Annotated in this window: 25 protein-coding genes and 2 pseudogenes; 6 read left to right on the forward strand and 21 right to left on the reverse strand. The window is 55.7% G+C overall.

Features of this window, described 5'->3' with window-relative positions; translation table 11 throughout:
• Positions 1–63 precede the first annotated feature (63 nt).
• Positions 64–966: a LysR family transcriptional regulator gene (locus C2E16_RS16570; protein WP_038629895.1), complete on the reverse strand. Its 903-nt coding sequence runs from the start codon at positions 964–966 to the stop codon at positions 64–66.
• Between the two features lie 123 nt (positions 967–1,089).
• Between C2E16_RS16570 and C2E16_RS16575 the strand changes: the two genes are divergently transcribed.
• From C2E16_RS16575 to C2E16_RS21205, 3 genes and pseudogenes are all read left to right on the forward strand, one after another.
• Complete coding sequence (locus tag C2E16_RS16575; RefSeq protein ID WP_038624508.1) at positions 1,090–2,481, forward strand: MFS transporter; 1,392 nt, start codon at positions 1,090–1,092, stop codon at positions 2,479–2,481.
• Positions 2,482–2,880: 399 nt separating this feature from the next.
• Positions 2,881–3,321, forward strand: a complete 441-nt coding sequence (locus C2E16_RS20625; protein ID WP_133052060.1) for a hypothetical protein — start codon at positions 2,881–2,883, stop codon at positions 3,319–3,321.
• Positions 3,322–3,590: 269 nt separating this feature from the next.
• A pseudogene (locus C2E16_RS21205) lies at positions 3,591–3,692 on the forward strand (GFA family protein); the annotation flags it as partial.
• Positions 3,693–3,759: 67 nt separating this feature from the next.
• On the opposite strand, the gene C2E16_RS16590 reads toward C2E16_RS21205, so the two are convergent.
• From C2E16_RS16590 to cysG, 17 genes and pseudogenes are all read right to left on the reverse strand, one after another.
• Positions 3,760–4,176 carry a GNAT family N-acetyltransferase gene (locus C2E16_RS16590; protein WP_084970333.1) on the reverse strand — a complete coding sequence of 139 codons (417 nt, stop codon included), beginning with the start codon at positions 4,174–4,176 and terminating at the stop codon, positions 3,760–3,762.
• A gap of 281 nt (positions 4,177–4,457) precedes the next feature.
• Positions 4,458–5,093, reverse strand: a pseudogene (locus tag C2E16_RS21210) (IS3 family transposase); the annotation flags it as partial.
• A complete protein-coding gene (locus tag C2E16_RS21215; RefSeq protein ID WP_071883737.1) occupies positions 5,090–5,182 on the reverse strand; it encodes an IS3 family transposase in 93 nt (30 codons plus the stop codon). The gene C2E16_RS21215 and the pseudogene C2E16_RS21210, both read right to left, overlap by 4 nt.
• 133 nt (positions 5,183–5,315) lie before the next feature.
• Positions 5,316–5,810, reverse strand: coding sequence for an IS3 family transposase (locus tag C2E16_RS21220; protein ID WP_038624501.1), 495 nt, complete (start codon positions 5,808–5,810; stop codon positions 5,316–5,318).
• Between the two features lie 137 nt (positions 5,811–5,947).
• Complete coding sequence (gene rpoS / locus C2E16_RS16600) at positions 5,948–6,940, reverse strand: RNA polymerase sigma factor RpoS (protein WP_038624499.1); 993 nt, start codon at positions 6,938–6,940, stop codon at positions 5,948–5,950.
• 50 nt (positions 6,941–6,990) lie between these two features.
• A complete protein-coding gene (gene nlpD / locus C2E16_RS16605; protein WP_174705320.1) occupies positions 6,991–8,070 on the reverse strand; it encodes a murein hydrolase activator NlpD in 1,080 nt (359 codons plus the stop codon).
• 165 nt (positions 8,071–8,235) lie between these two features.
• Positions 8,236–8,862, reverse strand: a complete 627-nt coding sequence (locus C2E16_RS16610) for a protein-L-isoaspartate(D-aspartate) O-methyltransferase (protein ID WP_038624497.1) — start codon at positions 8,860–8,862, stop codon at positions 8,236–8,238.
• Positions 8,856–9,617 (reverse strand): 5'/3'-nucleotidase SurE, encoded by a 762-nt coding sequence (gene surE, locus C2E16_RS16615; RefSeq protein ID WP_084970334.1) that lies wholly within the window; start codon positions 9,615–9,617, stop codon positions 8,856–8,858. The genes C2E16_RS16610 and surE overlap by 7 nt, the downstream gene beginning before the upstream one ends.
• Positions 9,598–10,647 (reverse strand): tRNA pseudouridine(13) synthase TruD, encoded by a 1,050-nt coding sequence (truD, locus tag C2E16_RS16620; protein WP_084970335.1) that lies wholly within the window; start codon positions 10,645–10,647, stop codon positions 9,598–9,600. The genes surE and truD overlap by 20 nt, the downstream gene beginning before the upstream one ends.
• Positions 10,647–11,126, reverse strand: coding sequence for a 2-C-methyl-D-erythritol 2,4-cyclodiphosphate synthase (ispF, locus tag C2E16_RS16625; RefSeq protein WP_038629893.1), 480 nt, complete (start codon positions 11,124–11,126; stop codon positions 10,647–10,649). The genes truD and ispF overlap by 1 nt, the downstream gene beginning before the upstream one ends.
• The gene (gene ispD, locus C2E16_RS16630; RefSeq protein ID WP_038624492.1) at positions 11,126–11,845 is read right to left on the reverse strand and encodes a 2-C-methyl-D-erythritol 4-phosphate cytidylyltransferase; all 720 of its coding nucleotides are present in this window, start codon (positions 11,843–11,845) and stop codon (positions 11,126–11,128) included. Before ispD ends, ispF begins: the two co-directional genes overlap by 1 nt.
• Before the next feature lie 2 nt (positions 11,846–11,847).
• Positions 11,848–12,165 carry a cell division protein FtsB gene (gene ftsB / locus C2E16_RS16635; RefSeq protein WP_038624490.1) on the reverse strand — a complete coding sequence of 106 codons (318 nt, stop codon included), beginning with the start codon at positions 12,163–12,165 and terminating at the stop codon, positions 11,848–11,850.
• 223 nt (positions 12,166–12,388) lie between these two features.
• Positions 12,389–12,709 (reverse strand): DUF3561 family protein, encoded by a 321-nt coding sequence (locus C2E16_RS16640; protein WP_038624488.1) that lies wholly within the window; start codon positions 12,707–12,709, stop codon positions 12,389–12,391.
• A 56-nt stretch (positions 12,710–12,765) separates the two neighbouring features.
• On the reverse strand, positions 12,766–13,371 hold the full coding sequence (gene cysC, locus C2E16_RS16645; protein ID WP_084970336.1) for an adenylyl-sulfate kinase: 606 nt from the start codon (positions 13,369–13,371) through the stop codon (positions 12,766–12,768).
• Between the two features lies 1 nt (position 13,372).
• Positions 13,373–14,809, reverse strand: a complete 1,437-nt coding sequence (gene cysN / locus C2E16_RS16650) for a sulfate adenylyltransferase subunit CysN (protein WP_084970337.1) — start codon at positions 14,807–14,809, stop codon at positions 13,373–13,375.
• A gap of 11 nt (positions 14,810–14,820) precedes the next feature.
• Entirely contained in the window at positions 14,821–15,729 is a 909-nt protein-coding gene (gene cysD, locus C2E16_RS16655; RefSeq protein ID WP_038624482.1) for a sulfate adenylyltransferase subunit CysD, read from the reverse strand.
• 9 nt (positions 15,730–15,738) lie between these two features.
• Positions 15,739–17,154: a siroheme synthase CysG gene (gene cysG / locus C2E16_RS16660; RefSeq protein ID WP_038624480.1), complete on the reverse strand. Its 1,416-nt coding sequence runs from the start codon at positions 17,152–17,154 to the stop codon at positions 15,739–15,741.
• A gap of 255 nt (positions 17,155–17,409) precedes the next feature.
• Between cysG and C2E16_RS16665 the strand changes: the two genes are divergently transcribed.
• Entirely contained in the window at positions 17,410–18,444 is a 1,035-nt protein-coding gene (locus C2E16_RS16665) for an aminopeptidase (RefSeq protein ID WP_038624478.1), read from the forward strand.
• Positions 18,444–18,728: a YciI family protein gene (locus C2E16_RS16670; RefSeq protein ID WP_038624476.1), complete on the forward strand. Its 285-nt coding sequence runs from the start codon at positions 18,444–18,446 to the stop codon at positions 18,726–18,728. Before C2E16_RS16665 ends, C2E16_RS16670 begins: the two co-directional genes overlap by 1 nt.
• A gap of 111 nt (positions 18,729–18,839) precedes the next feature.
• Here the strand turns inward: C2E16_RS16670 and cysH are convergent, their stop codons facing one another.
• The 3 genes from cysH to cysJ are packed head-to-tail and all read right to left on the reverse strand — an operon-like array spanning position 18,840 to position 23,107.
• On the reverse strand, positions 18,840–19,571 hold the full coding sequence (gene cysH / locus C2E16_RS16675; protein WP_038624474.1) for a phosphoadenosine phosphosulfate reductase: 732 nt from the start codon (positions 19,569–19,571) through the stop codon (positions 18,840–18,842).
• 12 nt (positions 19,572–19,583) lie between these two features.
• Positions 19,584–21,296, reverse strand: a complete 1,713-nt coding sequence (gene cysI / locus C2E16_RS16680) for an assimilatory sulfite reductase (NADPH) hemoprotein subunit (protein WP_038624472.1) — start codon at positions 21,294–21,296, stop codon at positions 19,584–19,586.
• A complete protein-coding gene (gene cysJ, locus C2E16_RS16685; protein ID WP_038624470.1) occupies positions 21,296–23,107 on the reverse strand; it encodes an NADPH-dependent assimilatory sulfite reductase flavoprotein subunit in 1,812 nt (603 codons plus the stop codon). The genes cysI and cysJ overlap by 1 nt, the downstream gene beginning before the upstream one ends.
• A 302-nt stretch (positions 23,108–23,409) precedes the next feature.
• On the opposite strand from cysJ, the gene queD reads away from it, so the two are divergent.
• Positions 23,410–23,772, forward strand: a complete 363-nt coding sequence (gene queD / locus C2E16_RS16690) for a 6-carboxytetrahydropterin synthase QueD (protein ID WP_038624469.1) — start codon at positions 23,410–23,412, stop codon at positions 23,770–23,772.
• Position 23,773: the final 1 nt, after the last annotated feature.

Below are 23,773 nucleotides of genomic sequence, written 5' to 3' on the forward strand. Positions count from 1 at the left end.
CGTGTGCCTTAAAACTCCCGTGATAACAGTGCAATTTACTTAGTTGATATGGGACGTAATACGTTACCGTACCCGACACACCTCTAAAATTTTCTCTCTAAGCCAGCGGTGCCCGGGATCCTTTTCCATTCTTGGGTGCCACATCTGCGACACCACAATGTTCCGGGTTTTGAATGGCAATTCAAAGACATGTAAATTTTCTGTCATTCGTTGGTTGCGCAAGTACAGCGCGGGAACCATGGCGATAAGGTCGGAGGCCAGTGCGACGGATAACGCAGTCGGAAAGCCTGGAACCACACTCACCACTTTGCGCGTGACGCCTAATGCCGCCAGGGCATCATCGACAAAACCATGTAACACCCCGTCGGGTGACGCCACCACATGTCCCCAGGCAATATAATCTTCAACGCTTATTCCCGGCTGTGATGCCAGCGGATGCTCCTTGCGCACCGCTCCAATAAAGCGATCCTGAAAGAGTCTCTGCACCCGAATTTCTGGCCCCATATTGCTCTGGACGCCAATCTCTAGGTCAACTAAACCCTCTCGAAGATAACGAGACGTTTTTTCAGGTTTCGGTGCAAAGCGTATGCAAATACCTGGGGCCGCTTCGGCTACGGCGGCAATGAGCAGTGGGCCAAATGCCACGACAAAACCATCATTGGCCCTGATGGTGAACAGCCGTTCGAGGTTTTCCACCTTGAGCATCCCGGATGAGGGCTGAAGTACTGCCCTCGCCTCATAGACCGCGCTTCTGGCACGATCCCGGGTTGCTTCAGCCCAAGGGGTGAGCACCATGTTACGTCCTGCTCGCACCAGAATTGGATCCCCCGTCACTTCACGTAGCCTGCTGAGTGTGCGGCTCATCGCTGAGGTACTCAGGTTTAAGCGTCGAGCTGCCCCCGCAACGCTGGCTTCTGCCAGCAAAAAGTCGAGCGCGACAAGCAAGTTAAAATCAGGGTCGGACATATTGGTTCCTACTAAGAATTCAGATATGGCGTCGAATGCAATTATACAGTGCAAATGCTGCATCTTCCGCCTTGACTCGCTGCTGATTATAGTTTTCGTATCCCTCCTTTCACAGGCATAAAGATGACAACGTTATTTTCAAATCAACCGGGCGATGAAGGCCTGCCGGGACAAGAGCGTGCATGCGTCATGGCCGCCGTGATGACCACGACGCTGATGGGCGTGTTTGACGGCACGATGATCAACATCGCCCTGCCATCCATGGCAAAAGCGATGCAGGTACCGGCGAATGTCTCGGTCTGGTTCGCCAACGGTTACCTGCTCTCCGCCGCCATGACGTTGGCTATCTTCGCTGCGCTGGCAGTACGCGTCGGTTACCGGCCAGTGTTTCTTTCAGGCCTTACCGTCTTTACGCTCACTTCACTGGGTTGTGCGCTGGCCAGTACCCCAGAGATGCTCATCGGAATGCGCATTATGCAAGGGATCGGCGGCTCAGCTACCCTGAGCATTGCCCCGGCGATACTGCGTTCTGTTTTCCCCGGCCGATTGCTTGGCCGTATTCTTGGACTACATGCCCTGCTTATTGCTTCAAGCTCGGCCATAGCGCCTGTGCTTGGCGGCACAGTGCTGGACATAATGAGCTGGAAATGGTTGTTCGCCATAAACGTGCTCCCTGGCACCGTTTCCCTGTTGCTGGTATTCAGGTCGCTGCCACGAAAACCGGCGTCCGATAGAACGCCGTTCGATACGCCAGGAGCTGTGCTTTCTGCAATACTTTTAGGCTCAATGGTGATGGCGGCAAACAGCTTCTCCTCAGACCATCACATCAGTGTCGAGGCTATCAACTGGAGTCTGCTCGCGATGCTCAGCGCCATAACATTTATCTGGCAGATCCGCCGGGTAACACATCCTTTATTACCACCCGTAATTTTCAAAAATGGACGCTTTACCTTGGCCGCTTTAACTTCGCTAGCCTGTTTTGTGAGCCAGGGAATTACCTTTATTGCGCTGCCATTTCTGTTTCAGAGCGTGTATGGCTACAGCCCTGTAGTTTCGGCGTTACTCTTTACGCCATGGCCGATCGGCATTGTGTTGATAGCTCCTCATGCAGGCCGTTGGGCCGACATATTTTCAGCGCCTCTGATTTCTACCGTTGGGTTAGCTCTTTTTGTTGTGGGTTTGATTTTGCTGGCCACGCTACCCGCCAGCCCTACGGCATGGGATATCTGTTTACGTAGCCTGTGGTGCGGCATCGGATTTGGTTGTTTCCAAAGCCCTAACAACCGGGAGATGCTCTCTAACGTATCCCGCGACTATGCCAGCTACGCATCAGGCGTATTGTCTATCGTCCGGACGTTCGGTCAATGCCTCGGTGCTGCTGTCATGGGGGCACTGCTGGCAATAAATGAACTACAGGCTGTCCATTATGCTCTGTGGATTGCTGTCGTCGCTTCTGCGGCATCAGTGGTATTGAGCGTGAGCCGGTTACGTAAAACAGGCCTGGCGGCAACCTGAACTCGCGTGCTCATTCTGTCTTGTAGCTGCGATTGCGAATGGATGGCACTCAGCTAAGGCATTTGAAGCTAATTATATTGATTTAGTTATGCTGACCGTAAAGCAGCCTGTATCAAAGGCTTTTTCTTCTTGCACGAAGTTAATGAGGAAGTAAATTCCCGTAAAGGACATTAACCTGATTTCGGTCCGCTTTGTGCCAGAAGCGGACGTTGCTAACAGCAGGGAATCTTTATCAACCGGGGGAGCAAGTCAATAATTTTAAAGTTTTACTTTATTGATGCCGATGAATGATGCTGAGGCACCTCAAATGATCTTGATAAGTGTATGGTTTTAAACAAAAAAACCATATAGGTAAGATATAAAACATTGACATTAAAAGACTCGGAAAAAGGATGGCGTATGGGTTTGTGGGATAGTATCAAAAATGCGGCACTAAAAGCTAAATGCACCATTGGTATTCACGGTGGTAGTTACAAAGTAATTGAGGGCGAAACTTGCAAATATTCAAAGGTATGCCCTGATTGCCATGAGACTATCAAGACTGAAAAACATCAGTTTGGAAATGCAGAGTATAAATTCGAATACAAATGCGTGACCGTTAAAAAATGCCTCAAGTGCGGTATAGAACAAGAGGGTGAAAAACACGAACAATATGTTGATATTGATGTTGATGACTATTGTAACGTCAAGCAACGTTGTATGCGCTGCCATTCAGAACGCGTCCATGGTAAGCAACATTCTTGGTTTTCAGATGGTTCAACCGATACCCATCACTTATATAAATGCTTGAAATGTGGAGCAAGCTCAGAAAAAAGAAAAGTAAATTTCAAGGCCCGTTAGCTTATTATTTATACGCTTCGTTTCAAACTTCTATATCCCTCATATGATAAAAAAGAGGGATTATAGATCATTGACTTATTCCCATGGTTCGAGATACTGATCTGCTCCCTGTTAATTAATACGCAACTACGTCAGCACAGCCCCCAGCTGCTTGCAAAACATCTGCAAACGTCCGCTATTCGCTCGAAGCGGACAGTCCGTCCGTATAAGGCTTCTTTGTATCAGAAGCAGACGTAGCGAACCATGCGCTTACCGTTATCCAGTAAGATTTTGATTTCATTAATGTCCAGGTTATGGATGGGATTAATCATCCAAAGGATGGTGGTGGTGGCGTTGTTGGGATTCTTTCCTACAAACCAGTAGATTCCTGAAAACAAGAGAGGTCCGGGCATCATTGGTAGCAACGCTGGAAAATGCCCGGACATAGGCTTTCTGGTTTTATCTGAGAGGCTTTTTCATTGAAGGTGAAGTGTGAGCCACAAAACCATTACGCTCATAAAATGGTATCGCCTGCGGTCGGGCATCGAGAACCACGAAGTTCATATCCCTGCTTTCTGATTCAGTGGTGGCAAAATCCAGCAGTTTTTTCCCTATTCCCATGCTTCTTGATGACTCATTCACGACCAAATCATCAATATGGAGATGTGACCCCCTGGCCAGGGTATGAACGGGACGGAAGCCCATCAGGCCAAGCATTTTCTCATCGCCAAATGCGCCAACAAGTTCATAACCGTTCATGGTCTGAATTCTGACGCTTTTGATGAATTTCTCTTTGGTAATATTGCGCAGCTGTGAAATCAGACTGTAAGCATGATCCCACTCAAGCGGCAGTAATTTTCTGATTGAGATGTTCATGTTGCCCTTATTTCCATATAGGTTTCTGATTTTATAAGCGTATGGGCCATGATTTGCAACAGGGTGTTATGTTTAATGTAATAGTAGCTTCAGTCGCTATGAGCGAAACGTCCGCTTTTCGCTCATAGCGGACATATTCCCCATTCATTTCAGACGTTGTTCAGGCTTGAGAACTGGATGACATTCTTAACACTATCATCAAAAATGTAAAAATCCTGCGCAAGCTGATTAAGCCTTATCATCATTTTCTTTATGGTGCTTCTTTGATGAAAATCACCACATCAAATCCGTAGCGGGTAGGTTTTCAGGCGATATTCAACCGGGCTGAGTCCGTTAAATTTAAGACTGATTCGGCGGGCGTTGTAGTAATGAATATAATCCTCAAGAACGACCTTCAGTTCGTCGACATCGTTGAATTTACGGATGTAAAAGCATTCTGATTTTAACGTCCCGAAAAAGCATTCCGCACAGGCATTATCCATACAGTTTCCTTTGCGGGACATACTTTGCAGAACCCCAAACTTCCGTAACTGATACTGATACCATCGATGCCGGTATTGCCAGCCCTGATCTGAGTGAAGAACTGGCGTGCTGTTTGCGTCCATTCTGGCGAATGCCTTAATCAACATGTCATCAATCATCGGCATTGTCGGGCGTTCTGAAATACTGTAGGAAATCACTTCGTTATTGAAGAGATTGATGATGGGAGAAAGATAGAGTTTGCGGCCGTTGACAGCGAACTCCGTGACGTCTGTTACCCATTTTTCATTGGGCCGGCTGGCTTTGAAGTTTCGTTGCAGGAGGTTGTCAGCAGTACATCCACGTTCGCCACGCCAGGAGGTGTAGCGCTTTACTTTGATAGCTGCTTTTAGGTCAAGGCCGTTCATCAGGCGTTGAACCACCTTATGGTTGATTACTCCCCCTCTCTTCTGAGCGCCAGCGTTACCCGTCGATAGCCATAGCGGCCCTGGTTTTCATCATATATCTCGCTGATTCGACAATTTATTTCATCGTATTTACCCGGAGACCGGAGCGCCCTGAGGTGATAGTAAACGTGCTCCTGGGTATCCGGGCAATACTCAGCAGCTGGTCAGGGGAATAATGCTGTCTTAATTCGTCGACAACGCAAACCTTATCTCTTACCGAACTAAGGCTTTCAGCTTTTGTAGATAAACTATCCGTAATTCAAGACGTTTGACTTTCCTTTCAAGTTCATGAATCCGTTGTTCTTTCGATCTTTCCTCTGCGGCTTCAATAAGTTCAGGGTGTTCAGCCATGTAAGATACCCTTTTTGTGCCTACCTTGAGTGAGCGAAGCCCTTCTTCACCATGCTCTTTGTACACTTTTAGCCATTTGGCCACAGATGATGCACCTGCAACATTGAATTTAGTCGCGGCCTGAGTCTGGGATATCTGACCGGAAAGCACGGCTTTTACAGCTTCAATTCTGATCTCAGGATCAATTGATACGCCCTTATCTCTGAGCCTTAATCCCTCTTCTCCATAAGCATCATAGGCTGCAACCCAGATTCTCACCTGGATTCTGAGTATGTTGAAACGGGCTGAAGTTAATCGATAGCCTTCATCGCTAACAAGATAGTGCATAACGACTTCAAGGCGTTCTTGAGGGTATATTTACGTCCGGGCATAGGACTTTCCAGTTTGAAAGTCCAACTAAATGGGTGCATTACATACTGAGGCTTTATCGCAGGCAATAAAAAAGCGGTGGTCACGGACCACCGCTTTTCGCATTACCTGTTCTTCAAACGCTATTACTCGCGGAACAGCGCTTCGATACTCAGGCCCTGCGCCTGCAGAATTTCACGCAGACGACGCAGACCTTCAACCTGAATCTGACGCACACGCTCACGGGTCAGACCGATTTCGCGGCCCACATCCTCAAGCGTTGCCGCTTCGTAACCTAACAGGCCGAAACGACGAGCCAGTACTTCACGCTGTTTGGCATTCAGTTCAAACAACCACTTAACGATGCTCTGCTTCATATCATCGTCCTGCGTGGTGTCTTCCGGGCCGTTATCCTTTTCATCGGCCAGGATATCCAACAGCGCTTTCTCAGAATCTCCGCCCAGCGGCGTATCAACTGAGGTAATGCGTTCGTTGAGACGCAACATACGGCTTACGTCATCAACCGGTTTATCCAGCTGTTCGGCGATCTCTTCCGCGCTCGGCTCATGATCAAGCTTGTGCGACAGTTCACGCGCGGTGCGCAGATAAACATTCAACTCCTTGACGATGTGAATCGGCAGGCGGATGGTACGGGTTTGATTCATTATCGCCCGTTCAATCGTCTGACGAATCCACCAGGTGGCGTACGTTGAGAAACGGAACCCACGCTCTGGGTCGAATTTTTCAACAGCACGAATCAAGCCAAGGTTACCCTCTTCAATCAGGTCCAACAGTGCCAGACCACGATTGCTGTAACGGCGAGCAATCTTCACCACCAGTCGTAAGTTACTTTCGATCATGCGACGACGAGATGGGATATCTCCTTTCAGTGCGCGGCGAGCGAAGAAAACTTCTTCCTCTGCCGTCAACAGCGGAGAATAACCAATTTCGCCGAGGTAAAGCTGCGTCGCATCTAAAACACGTTGCGTCGCACCCTGTGACAACAACTCTTCTTCTGCCAGTTCATTATCACCAGGGTCATTTTCAACAAGAGCCTTCTCGTCGAAAATCTCAGCTCCGTTCTCGTCGAATTCCGCATCTTCGTGTAACTCGTTAACTTTCAGCGTATTCTGGCTCATAAGCGGCTCCTACCCGTGATCCCTGGGCAGAACTTCAAGGCTCTGCCCGTTTATCGCTGCGGTAAATAACGCAACGGGTTGACGGATTTCCCCTTGTAACGAATTTCAAAATGCAATCTAACTGAACTGGTTCCGGTGCTACCCATGGTAGCTATCTTCTGCCCCGCCTTCACTTCTTGTTGTTCCCGGACCAGCATTGTGTCGTTATGGGCGTAGGCACTCAGGTAGTCATCATTATGTTTGATGATAATCAGGTTACCGTAACCGCGCAGCGCATTACCTGCATACACTACACGCCCGGACGCGGTGGCAACCACAGGTTGTCCTCGTGAACCGGCGATATCGATGCCTTTATTACCGCCTTCAGCAGCAGAGAAGTTATCGATAATCTTACCGTCGGTAGGCCAACGCCAACCAGCCACAGGGGTTGAACTGGACGTTGTACTGCTTACCGTCGGCGGTGCGGTAACCGGGGCTGTCGTCGTTGCAACAGTTGTTGTCCCCGTTGAAGGCAGCATTTTGCCTCCGCCTGATTTTCCTGAATCATCAGAATACGTAATAACAGGTTGCTGCGCAACTGTAGAAGTTTTGATTTGTGCAGAACCAGGAGAATTCGGAACGCCACCCTGCGTTGCATCAGCTACGGTGATCGCATTGCCGCCGGTAATCGGCGATCCTGAGCCATTACCAACCTGCAAAGCCTGACCTACATTGAGGTTGTAAGGCGCAGCGATATTATTTCGTTGGGCTAAATCACGAAAATCATTGCCGGTAATCCAGGCAATATAGAACAACGTGTCGCCTCGTTTTACTGTATATGTATCACCGCTGTAACTACCTTTCGGAATATTCTCATAACTGCGGTTGTAAACAATCCGACCATTTTGCGTAGTTACATTAGCATTGCTGCTGTTAGCTGAAGAAGAAAATACAGGTCTGGATGGCACTGAACCGTTCGTCATGCCGCCGCCTGAAGTGAGCATCCCACCGCCCCCAGACTGTGACTGGCTGCCAACAGTGCTAATCGGGGCCTGTGTGTTATCATCAGAAGTACAGCCCGCCAGCCAAAATCCAATCAGTGAAACAGCCGCAACGCGGCTCAACGTAAAAAGTGGGCTTCCCATGCTCATTTATCCCCCGTGATAACAAACCTGTGACGAGCTTTTAAAACTGTGGGCGTCATTTGTTACGCCCGGCTATCTGCTGCTGGCAGATGAAAAGGCTGATACTAACAACAACCTAATCCCGGTGCCATTAATCAGTTGTGAAGAAATGCGTAGTGCCTCAACGCCGGATCAGGCCAGATCGCCTTTCACCAGCGGAACAAAGCGCACCGGCTCAATCGTATCCACGACAAACTCGTCGCCCCGGCGACGGATGCGCTTCAGCTGCTGCAATTCCTCGCCTACCGGCAAAACCATAATGCCGCCGTCATCCAGCTGCGACATCAGAGCGACCGGAATTTCCGGCGGCGCCGCAGTAACGATGATGGCGTCAAAAGGGGCGCGTGCCGCCCATCCTTCCCAGCCATCGCCGTGACGCGTAGAAACGTTATGTAAATCAAGCTGCTTCAGGCGTCGTTTTGCCTGCCACTGTAACCCTTTGATGCGTTCGACGGAGCAGACGTGATCCACCAGATGCGCAAGTATAGCCGTCTGGTAGCCGGAGCCGGTGCCGATTTCCAGCACGCGCGACGCCGGCTTCAGCTCCAGCAACGAGGTCATCCTGGCTACCATATAGGGCTGCGAGATGGTCTGCCCGGAGCCGATGGGCAACGACATATTTTCCCAGGCCTTGTGCGCCAACGCCTCATCGACAAAACGTTCGCGCGGCACATCGCCGATCGCTTTCAGCAACAGCTCATCATCAATGCCCTGCTGACGTAGTTGATCCAGTAAAGCCTCGATGCGTCTGCTTACCATAGCGCCTCGACTCCGGCTTTGGTTAACCAACTGCCAACCACCTCTTGCGCCTGATGGGCGGTGAGATCGACATGCAGCGCGGTAACGGAAACATAGCCTTCATCGACCGCGGCGAAATCGGTGTCTGGCCCGGCGTCATGCTTGTCGCCCGGCGGACCGATCCAGTAAAGCGTATTGCCGCGCGGATCCTGCTGCGGAATAACCTTATCGGCGGGATGACGACTACCGCAGCGGGTGACGCGGATGCCTTTGATCTGTTCAAGCGGCAGGTCAGGCACGTTGATATTGAGGATGCGGCCGGTGCGCAGCGGTTCGCGTTGCAGCCCCTGCAAAATCGCGCAGGTGACGGCGGCGGCGGTAGCGTAATGCTGATGACCATCCAGCGAGACCGCGAGCGCCGGCAGTCCCAGATGGCGCCCTTCCATCGCCGCGGCCACCGTGCCGGAATAGATGACGTCGTCGCCGAGGTTAGGTCCGGCATTAATGCCAGAAACCACAATATCCGGTCGCGGATGCATTAGCGCGTTCACACCGAGGTAAACGCAATCGGTAGGCGTGCCCATCTGCACAGCAATATCGCCGTTAGGCCAGCTAAAGGTACGCAGCGGCGTTTCCAGCGTCAGCGAGTTGGAGGCGCCGCTGCGGTTGCGATCGGGCGCGACAATCTGCACCTCCGCAAACTCGCGTAACGCTTTCGCCAGCACCTGAATCCCTGGCGCCTGAATGCCGTCATCGTTACTCAGCAATATCCGCATCGTTACCTTCCTGTTCGAAAAGTTCCCTGACTATGCTGGTGGCGAAGCTACCTGCCGGCAACCAGAAACTGAGCGTCAGCGTAGCATCGTCGCTCCAGCTCCAGCGCATATCGCGCGGGATAACTAACATGGCGCGGCGGGCAGCGTCGACGCGCTCGCGCTCAAGCAGCGCAATCAGCGTCTCTTCGCCCGCCAGACTCTGCTGTTCAAACGCCAGCGCGGCGTCGCGGCTGCCCCACTCGCCGCTGCCGGGCAGCGGCGCGGTAATGCGCAGCTCATTATTATCGATACGCTGTTGCAGCTGCGGCAGCTCTTCCTGCGTCGCCACAAACCAGCTGCCGCGTCCGGTGAGCTGTAGCGCGTCGCCGGGCAGCGCCCGCGTCAGACCGCCCTGTTCCGCCAGCCGGTCGCTGACAACCTGATTGAACAGCGCGCTGCGCGCGGCGGAAAGCAGAAAGCTGCGTTTATTACGCTCGCGCACGCGGATTTCATTGCTGGCCCAGCGCTTCGCCTGATCGAGGTTATTGCCCTGAATGCCGAAGCGTTGCTGACCAAAATAGTTCGGCGCGCCGCTGACGCAGATGCGTTGCAGGCGCTCTTCCACCCTGGCGCGATCGCTGATCTGGCGCAGCACCAGTTTAAAGGCGTTGCCCGCCAGCGCGCCGGTGCGTAGCTTGCGCTTATGACGCGCCACCTGCAGAATTTCGCAGCCTTCCAACGAAAAGGCGGAAAAATCGGGCGTATCTTTACCAGGCAGACGCAGGCAGAGCGTCTGCTCCGTGACCGCATAGCGGTCTTTCATCCCGGCGAAGCTGACGTCGCGCGGATGGATTTTGGCGAACTTCGCCAGCGCGTCGGCAACAAAGCGGGTATTGCATCCGGTTTTGCGGATGCGCACCAGAAGATGCTCGCCTTCGCCGTCCGCCTCGTAGCCGAGATCCTCGATAACCTCGAAATCGTCCGGGCTGGCCTTAAGCTGCCCCTGAACGCCGGGCTTGCCGTACAGCCACTGCCATTCTGGTAACGCCATTACGCCTCCGCCCTTATCAATAGCGCCACCGCTTCGCAGGCGATGCCTTCGCCGCGGCCGGTAAAGCCCAGTTTTTCGGTCGTGGTGGCCTTCACGTTGACGTCGTCCATATGGCAGCCGAGATCTTCGGCGATATTGATGCGCATTTGCGGCACATGCGGCAGCATTTTCGGCGCCTGGGCGATGATCGTCACGTCGACGTTGCCTATACGGTAGCCCTTCGCCTGAATGCGGCGCCACGCTTCGCGCAGCAGGCCGCGACTGTCGGCGCCTTTAAATGCCGGATCGGTATCGGGAAAAAGCTTGCCGATATCGCCCAGCGCGGCGGCGCCCAGCAGCGCATCCGTCAGCGCATGCAGCGCGACGTCGCCGTCTGAATGCGCGATAAATCCATGGTCGAACGGAATCCGCACGCCGCCAATAATCAACGGGCCTTCGCCACCGAAAGCATGGACGTCAAAACCGTGACCAATACGCATCATGCGCACTCCTTGTTATGTAATTGAGTAAGGTAAAACGCCGCCAGCGCCAGGTCTTCAGGACGCGTGACCTTAATGTTATCGCTGCGGCCAGCCACCAGCTCAGGATGATAGCCGCAATATTCCAGCGCAGATGCTTCATCGGTGATGGTGGCGCCTTCGTTCAGCGCGCGCGTCAGGCACTGGCGCAACAGCGCAAGCGGAAACAGCTGCGGCGTCAGCGCGTGCCACAGCGCTTCGCGCTCTACCGTATGGGCAATCGCGTCTTTGCCTGGCTCGCTGCGCTTCATCGTATCGCGCACCGGCGCGGCCAAAATGCCGCCTACGCGGCTATGGCGGCTGATGGCTAACAAACGCTGTAAATCTTCCGCCGCCAGGCAGGGACGCGCTGCGTCATGCACCAGGACCCAGTCAGCGCGTTCGGCTGAGCTCAGTCCCGCCAGTACGGAATCGGCGCGCTGTTTTCCCCCAATGACCGGGAGAATGCGGCTATCGTTAGCCAGCGGCAGCTGTTGAAAATAGTTGTCTTCTGGACTGAGCGCAACAATCACCCGGTTAATCGCCGGATGCGCCAGCAGACTGGCGATGCTGTGTTCCAGAATGGTGGAGTGACCAATAGTCAGGTACTGCTTGGGGCGCCCGGATTGCATACGGCTGCCGATACCGGCAGCGGGCACCACGGCGATAATATCCGGCCAGGAGTCAGTTAATGTGGTCATTGCTATCGTTGTTGGTTCGGCAAGGCCTGCTGCCCGTTACGTTTATTTTGATCCGACACCAGGCGATAGAAGGTCTCGCCGGGTCTAATCATCCCCAGCTCATTACGTGCGCGCTCCTCAATCGCCTCCGAACCGCCGTTGAGATCGTCGATTTCGGCAAACAACTGATCGTTGCGCGCTTTTAATTTGGCATTGTTCGCCTGTTGTACCACGACGTCATCGCTGACGCGGGTGTAATCATGAATCCCATTCTTGCCCAGCCACAGCGAATATTGCAGCCAGGCCAGCAATGCAAGTAACAGCAGCGTCAGTTTTCCCATCCCCGCCCCCTGAAAAACGGCTCAATCATCCCACAACTTTTCGCCGGACTCCACTCTACAGGCGAAATTGCGCCGCATTCTCAGCGAGACGCCTGAAAATAGTGCTGCGGGTAAAGTTTTGTAACCTGCGGTCGCGTTTGATCATGCCCTGAACGGGGCTCGGCATCCGTCAGCCGCTTCGCTGAGCAGCCGCTCGTCGCGTCTTAAACAGAGCGCAGAGGGCTTACCAGCCGGTAAGCCAGGAGAAGAGCAGCCAGAAGAGGCAGACGACGGTGGCAAGGGTGAGCAGCAGCGTCCAGATAAGCTGACCGCGCAGCAGCAGGCCGAAGACGATGCCTGTCAGCACCGCAACCGGCAGCAGCGCAAGGAAAAAAGGCCAGGTATAGAGCAGAAAAAACAGCGTGTTGGAGCCATACAGCAGAAAGGGGATCGCTAGCGCGCACCAGTAAGAGATGAAACCGATAACGCCGCCAGGAAACGACCAGGCGCGTTCGTCCTGGTCATGATCGTTTTTACGGGCCAGCAGGGGTGTAACATTATGCATAGGTATCCTGTTGTTGCGCGTAGCGGCCTGCTCTCAGGCAGTTTGCCGCTGCAATCTCAGGCTTTGATAATATCGCGCCCGCGCAGCAGATCTAACAGTTGCGCCGTTAATTTTGTTACCAATTGTTCGCCATCAAGATGGATTTCCGGTAGCGAAGGCGCCTCATAAACCGCGTCGATACCGGTGAAATTACGCAGCTCGCCCGCGCGCGCTTTTTTATATAATCCTTTCGGATCGCGCGCCTCGCAGATCGCCAGCGGCGTATCGACAAACACCTCGATAAACTGCCCGTCGCCCAGCATTTCCCGCACCATCTGACGCTCTGCGCGATGCGGAGAGATAAAGGCGGTCAGCACCACCAGCCCGGCGTCTACCATCAGCCTGGCGACTTCGCCGACGCGGCGGATATTCTCCTTGCGATCCGCGTCGCTGAAGCCTAAATCGCTGCAAAGTCCGTGGCGCACGTTGTCGCCGTCAAGCAGATAGGTGCTGACGCCCAGCTGATGCAGCGCCTGTTCCAGCGCGCCCGCCACCGTGGACTTACCTGAGCCGGAAAGCCCGGTAAACCAGAGCACGACGCCCTGATGACCGTGCTGCCGCTCGCGATCGGCACGCGTCACCGCATGCGCGTGCCAGACCACATTCTCATCGTGCGCGGCCATCTTATTTCGCACCCAGATCGCGTAAGTCACGCGCTTCCCAGTGTGGGAAGTGACGACGGATCAGCGCGTTCAGCTCCAGCTCGAAGGCGGAGAAATCGCCGCGGCTGAGGCTGGCGTTCTGCTGCGGCTGACGGATCATGCCCGCGCCGACGGTGACATTGGAGAGGCGATCGATAAAGATCATCCCGCCGGTCACCGGATTCTGCTGATAGGGATCGATCACCATCGGTTCGTCAAAAGTCACGTTAACCAGACCGATGCCGTTCAGCGGCAGCGCGTCGACATCGCTGTTGTGGGTCAGGTTATTGATATTGACCTGATAGTCGATGCTTTCGATGCGCGCGCGGGTTTTCTTGCCGGCGATTTTGACGTCGAAGCTCTGTCCCGGCGTCAGCGCCTGCTCCGCCATCCACACCACGTCGACCGCCGCGCCCTGCACCGCCTTCAGCGTCTCATCCGCCGCTACCAGCAGATCGCCGCGGCTGATATCGATTTCATCGCTCAGCACGATAGTGATCGCCTCGCCCGGCCCCGCTTCAGGCAGGTCGCCGTCAAAGGTGACGATGCGCGCGACGGAGGATTCCACGCCCGACGGCAGCGCTTTAATGCGCTGTCCGACGCGCAGGATGCCGGAGGCCAGCGTTCCGGCATAGCCGCGGAAATCGAGGTTGGGACGGCTGACATACTGCACCGGGAAGCGCATCGGCTGGCTTTCCACCACGCGGTTGACCTCAACAGTTTCCAGCACGTCCAGCAGCGTCGGGCCGCTGTACCAGTTCATCGTGCTACTCTGCGTCGCAACATTATCGCCTTCCAGCGCAGACATCGGCACGAAGCGAATATCAAGAGAGCCCGGCAGCTGTGCGGCGAAGTCCAGGTAGTCCTGTTTGATCTGCTCGTAGCGATCCTGGCTGTATTCCACCAGATCCATCTTATTAATCGCCACCACCAGATGCTTAATGCCCAGCAGCGTGGAGATAAAGCTGTGGCGACGCGTCTGATCCAGCACGCCTTTACGGGCGTCGATCAGCAGAATTGCCAGGTCGCAGGTGGACGCACCGGTGGCCATGTTGCGGGTGTACTGCTCGTGTCCCGGCGTGTCGGCGATAATAAACTTACGCTTTTCCGTGGAGAAATAGCGGTAGGCGACATCAATGGTAATGCCCTGCTCGCGCTCCGCCTGCAGGCCATCCACCAGCAGCGCCAGATCGAGCTTCTCGCCCTGGGTGCCGTGACGTTTGCTGTCGTTGTGCAGCGACGAGAGCTGATCTTCATAAATCTGGCGCGTGTCGTGCAGCAGACGCCCGATCAGCGTGCTTTTGCCGTCGTCGACGCTGCCGCAGGTGAGAAAACGCAGCAGGCTTTTATGCTGTTGCGCATGCAGCCAGGCTTCTACCCCGCCCTGTTCGGCGATCTGTTGTGCAATAACGGTATTCATCTGGCGTCTCCTCAGAAATAGCCCTGACGTTTCTTCAGCTCCATTGAGCCAGCCTGGTCGCGGTCAATCACGCGGCCCTGTCGCTCGCTGGTGGTGGAAACCAGCATCTCTTCAATGATCTCGGGCAGCGTCTGCGCAGAGGATTCTACCGCGCCGGTCAGCGGCCAGCAGCCCAGGGTACGGAAACGCACCATACGCTGTTTGATCTCTTCGCCCGGCTGAAGATCGATGCGATCGTCATCAATCACCATCAGCATGCCGTCGCGTTCCAGTACCGGACGCTCGGCCGCCAGATAAAGCGGCACGATGTCGATATTTTCCAGGAAGATGTACTGCCAGATATCCAGCTCGGTCCAGTTAGAGAGCGGAAACACGCGAATGCTTTCGCCTTTGTTGATCTGGCCGTTGTAGTTGTGCCACAGCTCCGGGCGCTGGTTTTTCGGGTCCCAGCGATGAAAGCGGTCGCGGAAAGAGTAGATGCGCTCTTTGGCACGCGACTTCTCTTCATCGCGCCGCGCGCCGCCGAACGCGGCGTCGAAACCATATTTGTTCAGCGCCTGCTTCAACCCTTCGGTTTTCATGATGTCGGTATGCTTGGCGCTGCCGTGCACGAACGGGTTGATGCCCATCGCCACTCCTTCCGGGTTGCGATGCACAATCAGCTCCGCGCCGATCTCTTTTACCGTGCGGTCGCGGAACGCGTACATATCGCGGAATTTCCAGCCGGTATCAACATGCAGCAGCGGGAACGGCAGCGTGCCGGGCCAGAAAGCTTTGCGCGCCAGGTGCAGCATTACCGATGAATCTTTGCCGATGGAGTAAAGCATCACCGGATTGCCAAATTCAGCCGCCACTTCGCGGATAATATGGATACTCTCCGCCTCCAGTTGACGCAGATGAGTCAGTCGTTTTTGATCCATAATGTTTCCTTAAGCCAAATTCACAACGGCGGAGTCGCGTCCCGCCTGCTGCGCTGAATGTTGAAACCAGGCCAGCTGCGCGTGCAGATTCACCACTTCGCCGATCACCAGCAGCGCAGGCGTCGGCGCCTGCTGAGCCAGCGTTTCCAGCTCGGCCAGCGTGCCGGTCAATACCTGCTGATCCTGCCGCGTGCCGCGTCCGATCACCGCGACCGGCGTCGTCGCTGCGCGGCCATGGGCGATGAGCTGCTGCGAAATTTCCGCCGCTTTCACCGTGCCCATATAGATGGCCAGCGTCTGGCGGGAACGCGCCAGCGACGGCCAGTCGATAGCGTCGCCGTCTGCGCGGCAGTGTCCGGTAATAAACAGCACGCTCTGCGCATAGTCGCGATGGGTCAGCGGAATGCCCGCATAGGCGGTAGCGCCTGACGCCGCCGTCACTCCCGGCACGACCTGGAACGGAATGCCCGCTTCCTGCGCCGCCTGCAACTCTTCGCCGCCGCGCCCGAAGATAAAGGGATCGCCGCCCTTCAGGCGCACTACGCGTTTCCCTTTGCTCGCCAGCTGGACCAGCAGGCGATTGGTCTCTTCCTGCGCCACCGAATGCGCGCCGGCGCGTTTGCCGACGCAGAGCCGGTCGGCGTCGCGGCGCACTAAATCAAGGATCTCGTCGCTGACCAGATGGTCATACAGCACCACGTCCGCCTGCTGCATGACCTGTAACGCGCGCAGCGTCAGCAGGCCCGCGTCGCCCGGACCGGCGCCGACTAAAATAATTTCGCCCTGCTGCGGCGGCGCATCCGTTAACTGCGCGTCCAGCGTCTGCTTTGCGCCCTGCACGTTGCCCGCCGCCATCTGGCTGGCGAACAGACCGTTGAACGCGCGCTCCCAAAAGCGACGACGATCGGACATTTTGCTGAAGCGCTGTTTGACCTTATCGCGCCACTCCCCCGCCACCTGCGCCATCTGCCCCAGGTTGGCGGGCAGCAGCGCCTCCAGCTTTTCGCGCAGCATACGCGCCAGCACCGGCGCGGTGCCGCTGGAGGAGATCGCCACCACCAGCGGCGAGCGATCGACAATGGACGGGAAGATAAAGGAGCATTTCGGCTGATCGTCGACCACGTTCGCCAGCAGGCGACGCTGGTTCGCCGCCTCGAACACGCGCGCGTTAAGCGCGCCGTCGTCGGTGGCGGCAATGACCAGGTAAACGCTATCCAGCTGGGCCTCGTCGAACGCTGTCGCCAGCCATTCCAGCTGCTGTTTGTCCGCCAGCTCCCGCAGCTCGGCGCAGAGTTCGCGTGCGGCAATCTGCACGCGCGCGCCCGCGCGACGCAGCAGCTCAATTTTTCGCGCCGCCACATCGCCGCCGCCAACAACCAGCACCGGCTTTGCTTTCAGATCGGCAAATATAGGGAGATAATCCACGTCGGCCTTACTTCAATAACAAAAAGTTAACGCGACTATACGACTGCTGCTTCAGGCAGATGAAATTACGAATTGGAATGAGTAGTTACCGAATGGAATAACGCCACGGCAGAGCTTCGAACAAAAGGTGCTTAACAAGTGATATTTCGGGCATTTAAGAACGATTGAAATTGTGCAATGCGCGTCACAATTTCATACTATCGGTGCAAAATTATTTCGCTTCAGCGTCATGGGATGACGTTTAAGGACTCAGGTATGTTTTCCTTCCTCCGCCTGACTGCGCTGGCCGCGCTGCTCAGCTGCGGTATCAGTCTGCCGGTCGGCGCCGCCGCGCCCGTGGCCGGCCAGTTTGCCGAACAGCAATTACGTCATATCGCCACCTGGTTCCCCGGCCGCATGGCGGGCAGCCCGGCGGAAATGCTTACTGCCGACTATCTCCAGCAGCTGTTTGCGGAGATGGGCTATCAAAGCGACAAGCGCAATTTTAATACCAAAGCGCCGTGGCGCGGCAACGACGGCAAAACGCACTGGCGCAATCTGACCGCCACCTCGGTTATCGCCGCCCGCGCCGGCGAGGTGCCGCAGGAGATTCTGGTGGTCGCCCATCTCGATACCTGGCGTCCGCTCAGTGAAGCCGAGGCGGAGAAAAACCTCGGCGGGTTACGTTTGCAGGGCGCGGATGATAACGCATCGGGTCTGGGCGTCATGCTGGAGCTGGCGCAGCAGCTGAGCCATACGCCGCTGCACTACGGTATTCGCTTTGTGGCGCTCAGCGCCTGGCAGGATGAGCTGCACGGCCGCGACGACTATATCGCGCGCATGAAAGCCGCCGATCGTAAAAATACCCTGCTGGTGATCGATCTGAATAGCCTGATCGTCGGCGACAAGCTCTACTTTAACAGCGGCAAGAATACCGCTTCGGCGGTGATCAAGCAGACGCGCGATCGGGCGCTTGATATCGCCCACCGCTACGGCATCAGCGCCGATAAGCGTCCGCCCCACAGCGTCGCCTCCCCTGAGTCGAATGCGTTCGACCAGGCCGGTTTTCCGCTGCTGACGGTGCGGGCCACCAACTGGGCGTTAGGCAAGAAAGACGGCGGCCAGCAGCGCGCCGTTTCCCGTCATTTCCCCCAGGGCACCAGCCATCATCAAACCGGGGTGGATAATTTGAACTATCTTGACCAATGGCTGCCAGGCCGCATCAGCGTCCGAACGCGGGACAGCGTGCGCATCCTGCTTCCTCTGATTAGCGAACTGGCTAATCCTCCCCGCGTAAAAAAGGAGACATAATGTACGTTATCAACCTGAGCTATCACCGACCGATGGAAGAGGTCGAGGCGCTGACGCCAGCGCATATCGACTGGGTAAAGCGCTATTTCGAAGCGGGCGTGTTTCTGGCCGCCGGCCGTAAAGATCCGCGTAACGGCGGCATGATCCTGGCGAAAGATATCGATCGCAATCGTCTGGATACCATTCTCGGCGAAGATCCGTTCGTGGCGGTGGCGCAGTACGAAGTGATTAAGGTCAACGTATCGATGACCACTGAAGCGCTGAAGGCGCTGGCGGAAGGGTAAGGCGCGCAGACCTGCGAAAAAGCTTGCGCAGGCATGACGTCATTCCCAAAGCGTTAAAATAAAACAGGCGGTCCGAAGACCGCCTGCTGCGTTTAAGCGCGGGTACGCCGCCTACTCATGCAGGCCGCATTCACGCTTCAGACCAAAGAAGCGCGTTTCTTCTTCCGCCATGCCCGGCTCCCACTTACGCGTGGTGTGGGTATCTCCCACCGAAAGGTAGCCTTCGTCCCACAGCGGATGATAATGCAGGCCGTGCTGCTGCAGGTACTGGTAAACCTGACGGTTGTCCCAGTCAATAATCGGCAGCACCTTGAATACGCCGCGCTGCACCGCCAGCACCGGCAGATTAGCGCGGCTGCCGGACTGTTCGCGCCGTAAACCCGCGAACCAGCTCTGCGCGCGCAGCGTTTCCAGCGCGCGGTTCATCGGCTCGACCTTATTGATTTCGTTATAGCGCTCAAGCCCTTCGACGCCCTGCTCCCACAGTTTGCCGTAGCGCGCCTCCTGCCATGCCGGAGACTGCTCGGCGCGGAATACCTTCAGGTTCAGGCTCAGCTTCTCCGTCAGCTCGTCGATAAAGCGATAGGTTTCCGGGAACAGGTAGCCGGTATCGGTCAGGATCACCGGCATGTCCGGCTTCTGGCGCGTGACCAGATGCAGCGATACCGCCGCCTGAATGCCGAAGCTGGAAGAGAGAACAAACTCGCCCGGCAGGTTCTCCAGCGCCCAGATCACGCGATCTTCGGCGGACAGCTTTTCCAGCTGCGTGTTGACGTCGGCTAACGCCATAACGCGGTCTATCTTGGGCAACGCATTCAGTGCTGCGAGATCGAGTACAGACATGCTCTCCTCCGTTTATTCCCAGAAATCCCGCGCCGGATCGACGATCGGTTTGACAATGCCGGCGCGCAGAGTGAAATCACCAAACTCTTCGCCCGGTGCGCGCTCCTGCGCCCAGCGTCCCACCAGTTCATCGATAACGGCGAGGATCTCATCTTCGGTAATGTTTTCGCGGTACATGCGCGGAATGCGCGTACCGATGCGGTTGCCGCCGAGATGCAGGTTGTAGCGGCCCGGCGCTTTGCCTACCAGCCCCAGTTCCGCCAGCATCGCGCGGCCGCAGCCGTTCGGACAGCCGGTAACGCGCAGTACGATATGCTCATCGCCGACGCCGTGCTTCGTCATGATCTCTTCGACGCGCGTAACAAAGGCAGGCAGAAAACGTTCCGCCTCGGCCATCGCCAGCGGGCAGGTTGGGAACGCTACGCAGGCCATGGAGTTTTCGCGCTGCGCAGTGACGTTTTCCATCAGGCCGTGCGCGCGGGCAATCGCTTCGATACGCTCTTTTTCGCTTTCCGGCACGCCAGCGACGATCAGGTTCTGGTTGGCGGTCAGGCGGAAGTCGCCCTGATGCACCTTCGCGATCTCCGCCACGCCGCTTTTCAGCGGACGTCCCGGATAATCCAGCAGGCGGCCATTTTCAATAAACAGCGTCAAATGCCACTTATTGTCGATCCCTTTCACCCAACCGAAACGATCGCCGCGGGTAGTGAATGTATACGGGCGGATCGGGCCGAAGGTCATCCCGGCGCGTTTTTCCACTTCCGCTTTAAAGGTCTCCACGCCGACGCGCTCAAGCGTATATTTGGTTTTGGCGTTTTTACGGTTAGTGCGATTGCCCCAGTCGCGCTGGGTCGTCACCACCGCCTCCGCCACCGCCAGGGTTTTATCCAGCGGCAGGAAACCAAACTCGCTGGCGGTGCGGGCGTAAGTCTCTTTGTTGCCGTGTTCTATAGAAAGGCCGCCGCCCACCAGCAGGTTAAAGCCGATCAACCTGCCGTTTTCCGCGATAGCGATAAAGTTCATATCGTTGGCGTGCAGGTCGACGTCATTATGCGGCGGCACTACGACGGTGGTTTTAAACTTACGCGGCAGATAGGTAGAGCTGAGGATCGGCTCCTCGTCGGTGGTCGCCGCCTTTTTCTCATCCAGCCAGATTTCCGCATAGGCGCGGGTACGCGGCAGCAGATGCTCGGAGATTTTCTTCGCCCACTCGTATGCTTCCTGATGCAGGGCAGACTCAATCGGGTTGGAACTGCACAGCACATTGCGGTTCATATCGTTGGCAGTGCCGATGGCGTCCAGCCCAACTTCGTGCAGCATCTGGTGCGCCGGCTTCACGTTCTTTTTCAGAATGCCGTGAAACTGGAAGGTTTGACGGTTGGTGAGACGCACGCTGCCGTACAGGGTGTTTTCCGCCGCGAATTTCTCAATCGCCAGCCACTGTTTCGGCGTGATGATGCCGCCGGGCAGACGACAGCGCAGCATCATGGCGTGACGCGGCTCCAGCTTCTGCTCGGCGCGTTCGGCGCGAATATCGCGATCATCCTGCTGATACATGCCGTGAAAGCGGATCAGCAGGAAGTTGTCGCCGCTAAAGCCGCCGGTCAGGCCATTCTGCAAATCTTCCGCGATGGTGCCGCGCAGAAAATTGCTCTCTTTTTTCATGCGCTCCGCATCGGAAAGCTTTCCTTCGACGACCAGCGGTCCAGGGTGTTTTTCACTCATCAGTAAACGTCTCGCTGATAACGGCGCTCAATGCGCAGCTCACTTAAAAATTCATCGGCCGATTCAAGGTCCATGCCGCCCTGTTCAGCCACCACTTCCAGTAATGCCTGCTCGACATCTTTCGCCATACGGTTGGCGTCGCCGCAGACATAAATGTGGGCGCCTTCCTGTAACCAGCGCCACACTTCCGCGCCTTTCTCGCGGATTTTGTCCTGTACGTAGATCTTATGCTGCTGGTCGCGCGACCAGGCTAAATCGATATTGGTCAGTAAGCCATCTTTGACATATCTCTGCCACTCCACCTGATAGAGGAAATCCTCGGTGAAGTGCGGGTTGCCGAAGAACAGCCAGTTTTTGCCGCCGGCGCCGTCGTTTTCACGTTGCTGCATAAAGGCGCGGAACGGCGCGATGCCGGTGCCCGGCCCGATCATGATCACCGGCGCGTCGGGATCGGCGGGCAGACGGAAGTTATCGTTGTGTTCGATAAACACCCGCACTTCGCCCTCTTCCTGCAGCCGATCGGCCAGATAGCTGGAGGCGCCGCCGGCGCGCTGACGGCCATCGATCTCATAACGCACCGCGCCGACGGTAATGTGGACTTCGCTCTCCGTCTCCGCCTGTGAAGAGGCGATGGAGTAAAGGCGCGGCGTTAGCGGACGCAACAGCGACAGCAGCTGCTCCGGGTTCAGCTCGCCAGGCGCCTGACGTACCATATCAACAATCGGCATCGTCTGCGCGTAGTGTTGCAGCTGCGCTTTATCCGCCGCCAGCGCCAGCAGACGCTCGTTGCGCACCAGCTTCGCATACTGTTCCACGATCTGCGGCGTGTTCACCGTCAGTTCAAAATGCTGCTGTAAAGCCAGCGACAGCGGCAGCGTCTGGCCTTTTACCTCGACGCTCTCATCGCCGCGCAGCCAGAGCAGCTCGGTCAGCTCTTTCACCAACGCCGGATCGTTTTCATACCAGACGCCAAGTGCGTCGCCCGGCTGATAGCGCAGCCCGGCGTCGCCCAGATCGATTTCAATATGGCGCACGTCTTTATCCGAACCACGACCGGTGATTTTCTGATTCACCGACAGCGTGGCCGTCAGCGGCTCATCACGCGTATAAGGCGTGGTGAAAACTTCGTTGACGCTGCCGCTCGCGGTGGCGGCGGCCTGGGCAGGCGTTTCCGTCGGCACGCGCTGTTGCAGCAGCGCGACGACCGCTTTACGCCACTTCTCCGCCTCGGCGGCGAATTCCACATCCGCGTCAACGCGCTCCAGCAGGCGCTCGCCGCCCAGCTCGGCCAGGCGGCTATCGAAATCTTTCCCGGCCTTGCTGAAAAATTCGTAGGAGGTATCGCCCAGACCGAAGACCGCAAATGCAGTATCGGTCAGCTTCGGCGCTTTTTTCGACATCAGATATTTATGCAGCGCGACCGCCTCTTCCGGCGGATCGCCTTCGCCCTGCGTCGAGGTGACGATCAGCAGCAGTTTCTCCTGCGCGATTTGCTTGAATTTATAGTCGCCGGCATTTACCAGCTTCACGTTCAGCTTCGCCGCCTGCAGATCATCGCGCAGCTGTTCCGCTACACGGCGCGCGTTGCCGGTCTGCGAGGCGGAGAGCAGCGTAATGGTCGGCGTCTCGGCGGGCGCGGCGATAAGCTGAGCGGCAGAGCCGACTTCAGGGGTCTGGTTGACCCGCCCCCAGAAATAGCCGGAGATCCATGCCAGCTGCGTAGTCGTTAAATCATTGGTCGCCGCCTGCAAGCGGGCGAGCTGCTCCGGGTTAAGCGGGAGCAAAGAACCTGGGGGTGCCTGAGTCGTCATTGCCTTGAGAATTCCAGTATCAATGGTTCCAAACCGTTCAGAGACGGGAGATGAGGTAGGTTACCGAGTCGCATATTAACCGGTAAATAAGGGTTAGAAATAATAAATAACCAAAACGCCTAAACACTTTTAGCGGTAATGCTTAACGTTTTAACTGTTTAAAAATAACGTTATCAATCAAAAGCTTAATCTTGGATGCATTTTTGAATGCACCTAAAAGGGGCCAGAGCGGGGAAACGGGTGCGAAAAATCTCGTTTTCCGGTAGACTTCGCCGGTTTTTGCAACAATTGAGACATCAAACATGGCAACCACGCTTTTTAAAGATTTCCAGTTCGAAGCCGCACACCGTCTGCCGCACGTACCTGAGGGCCACAAATGTGGACGTTTACACGGTCACTCATTCCTGGTGCGTCTTGAAATCACCGGCGACGTTGATCCCTATACCGGCTGGATTATGGATTTCGCCGAGCTGAAGGCCGCGTTCAAACCGCTCTACGATCGCCTGGACCACTACTACCTGAACGATATTCCGGGCCTGGAGAATCCTACCAGCGAAGTGCTGGCGCAGTGGATTTGGCAACAGATGAAGCCGGTCGTGCCGCTGCTGAGCGCGGTGATGATCAAAGAAACCTGCACCGCCGGCTGCGTCTATCGCGGCGAATAGC

Source organism: Mixta calida (assembly GCF_002953215.1).
Taxonomy (GTDB): Bacteria; Pseudomonadota; Gammaproteobacteria; order Enterobacterales; family Enterobacteriaceae; genus Mixta; species Mixta calida.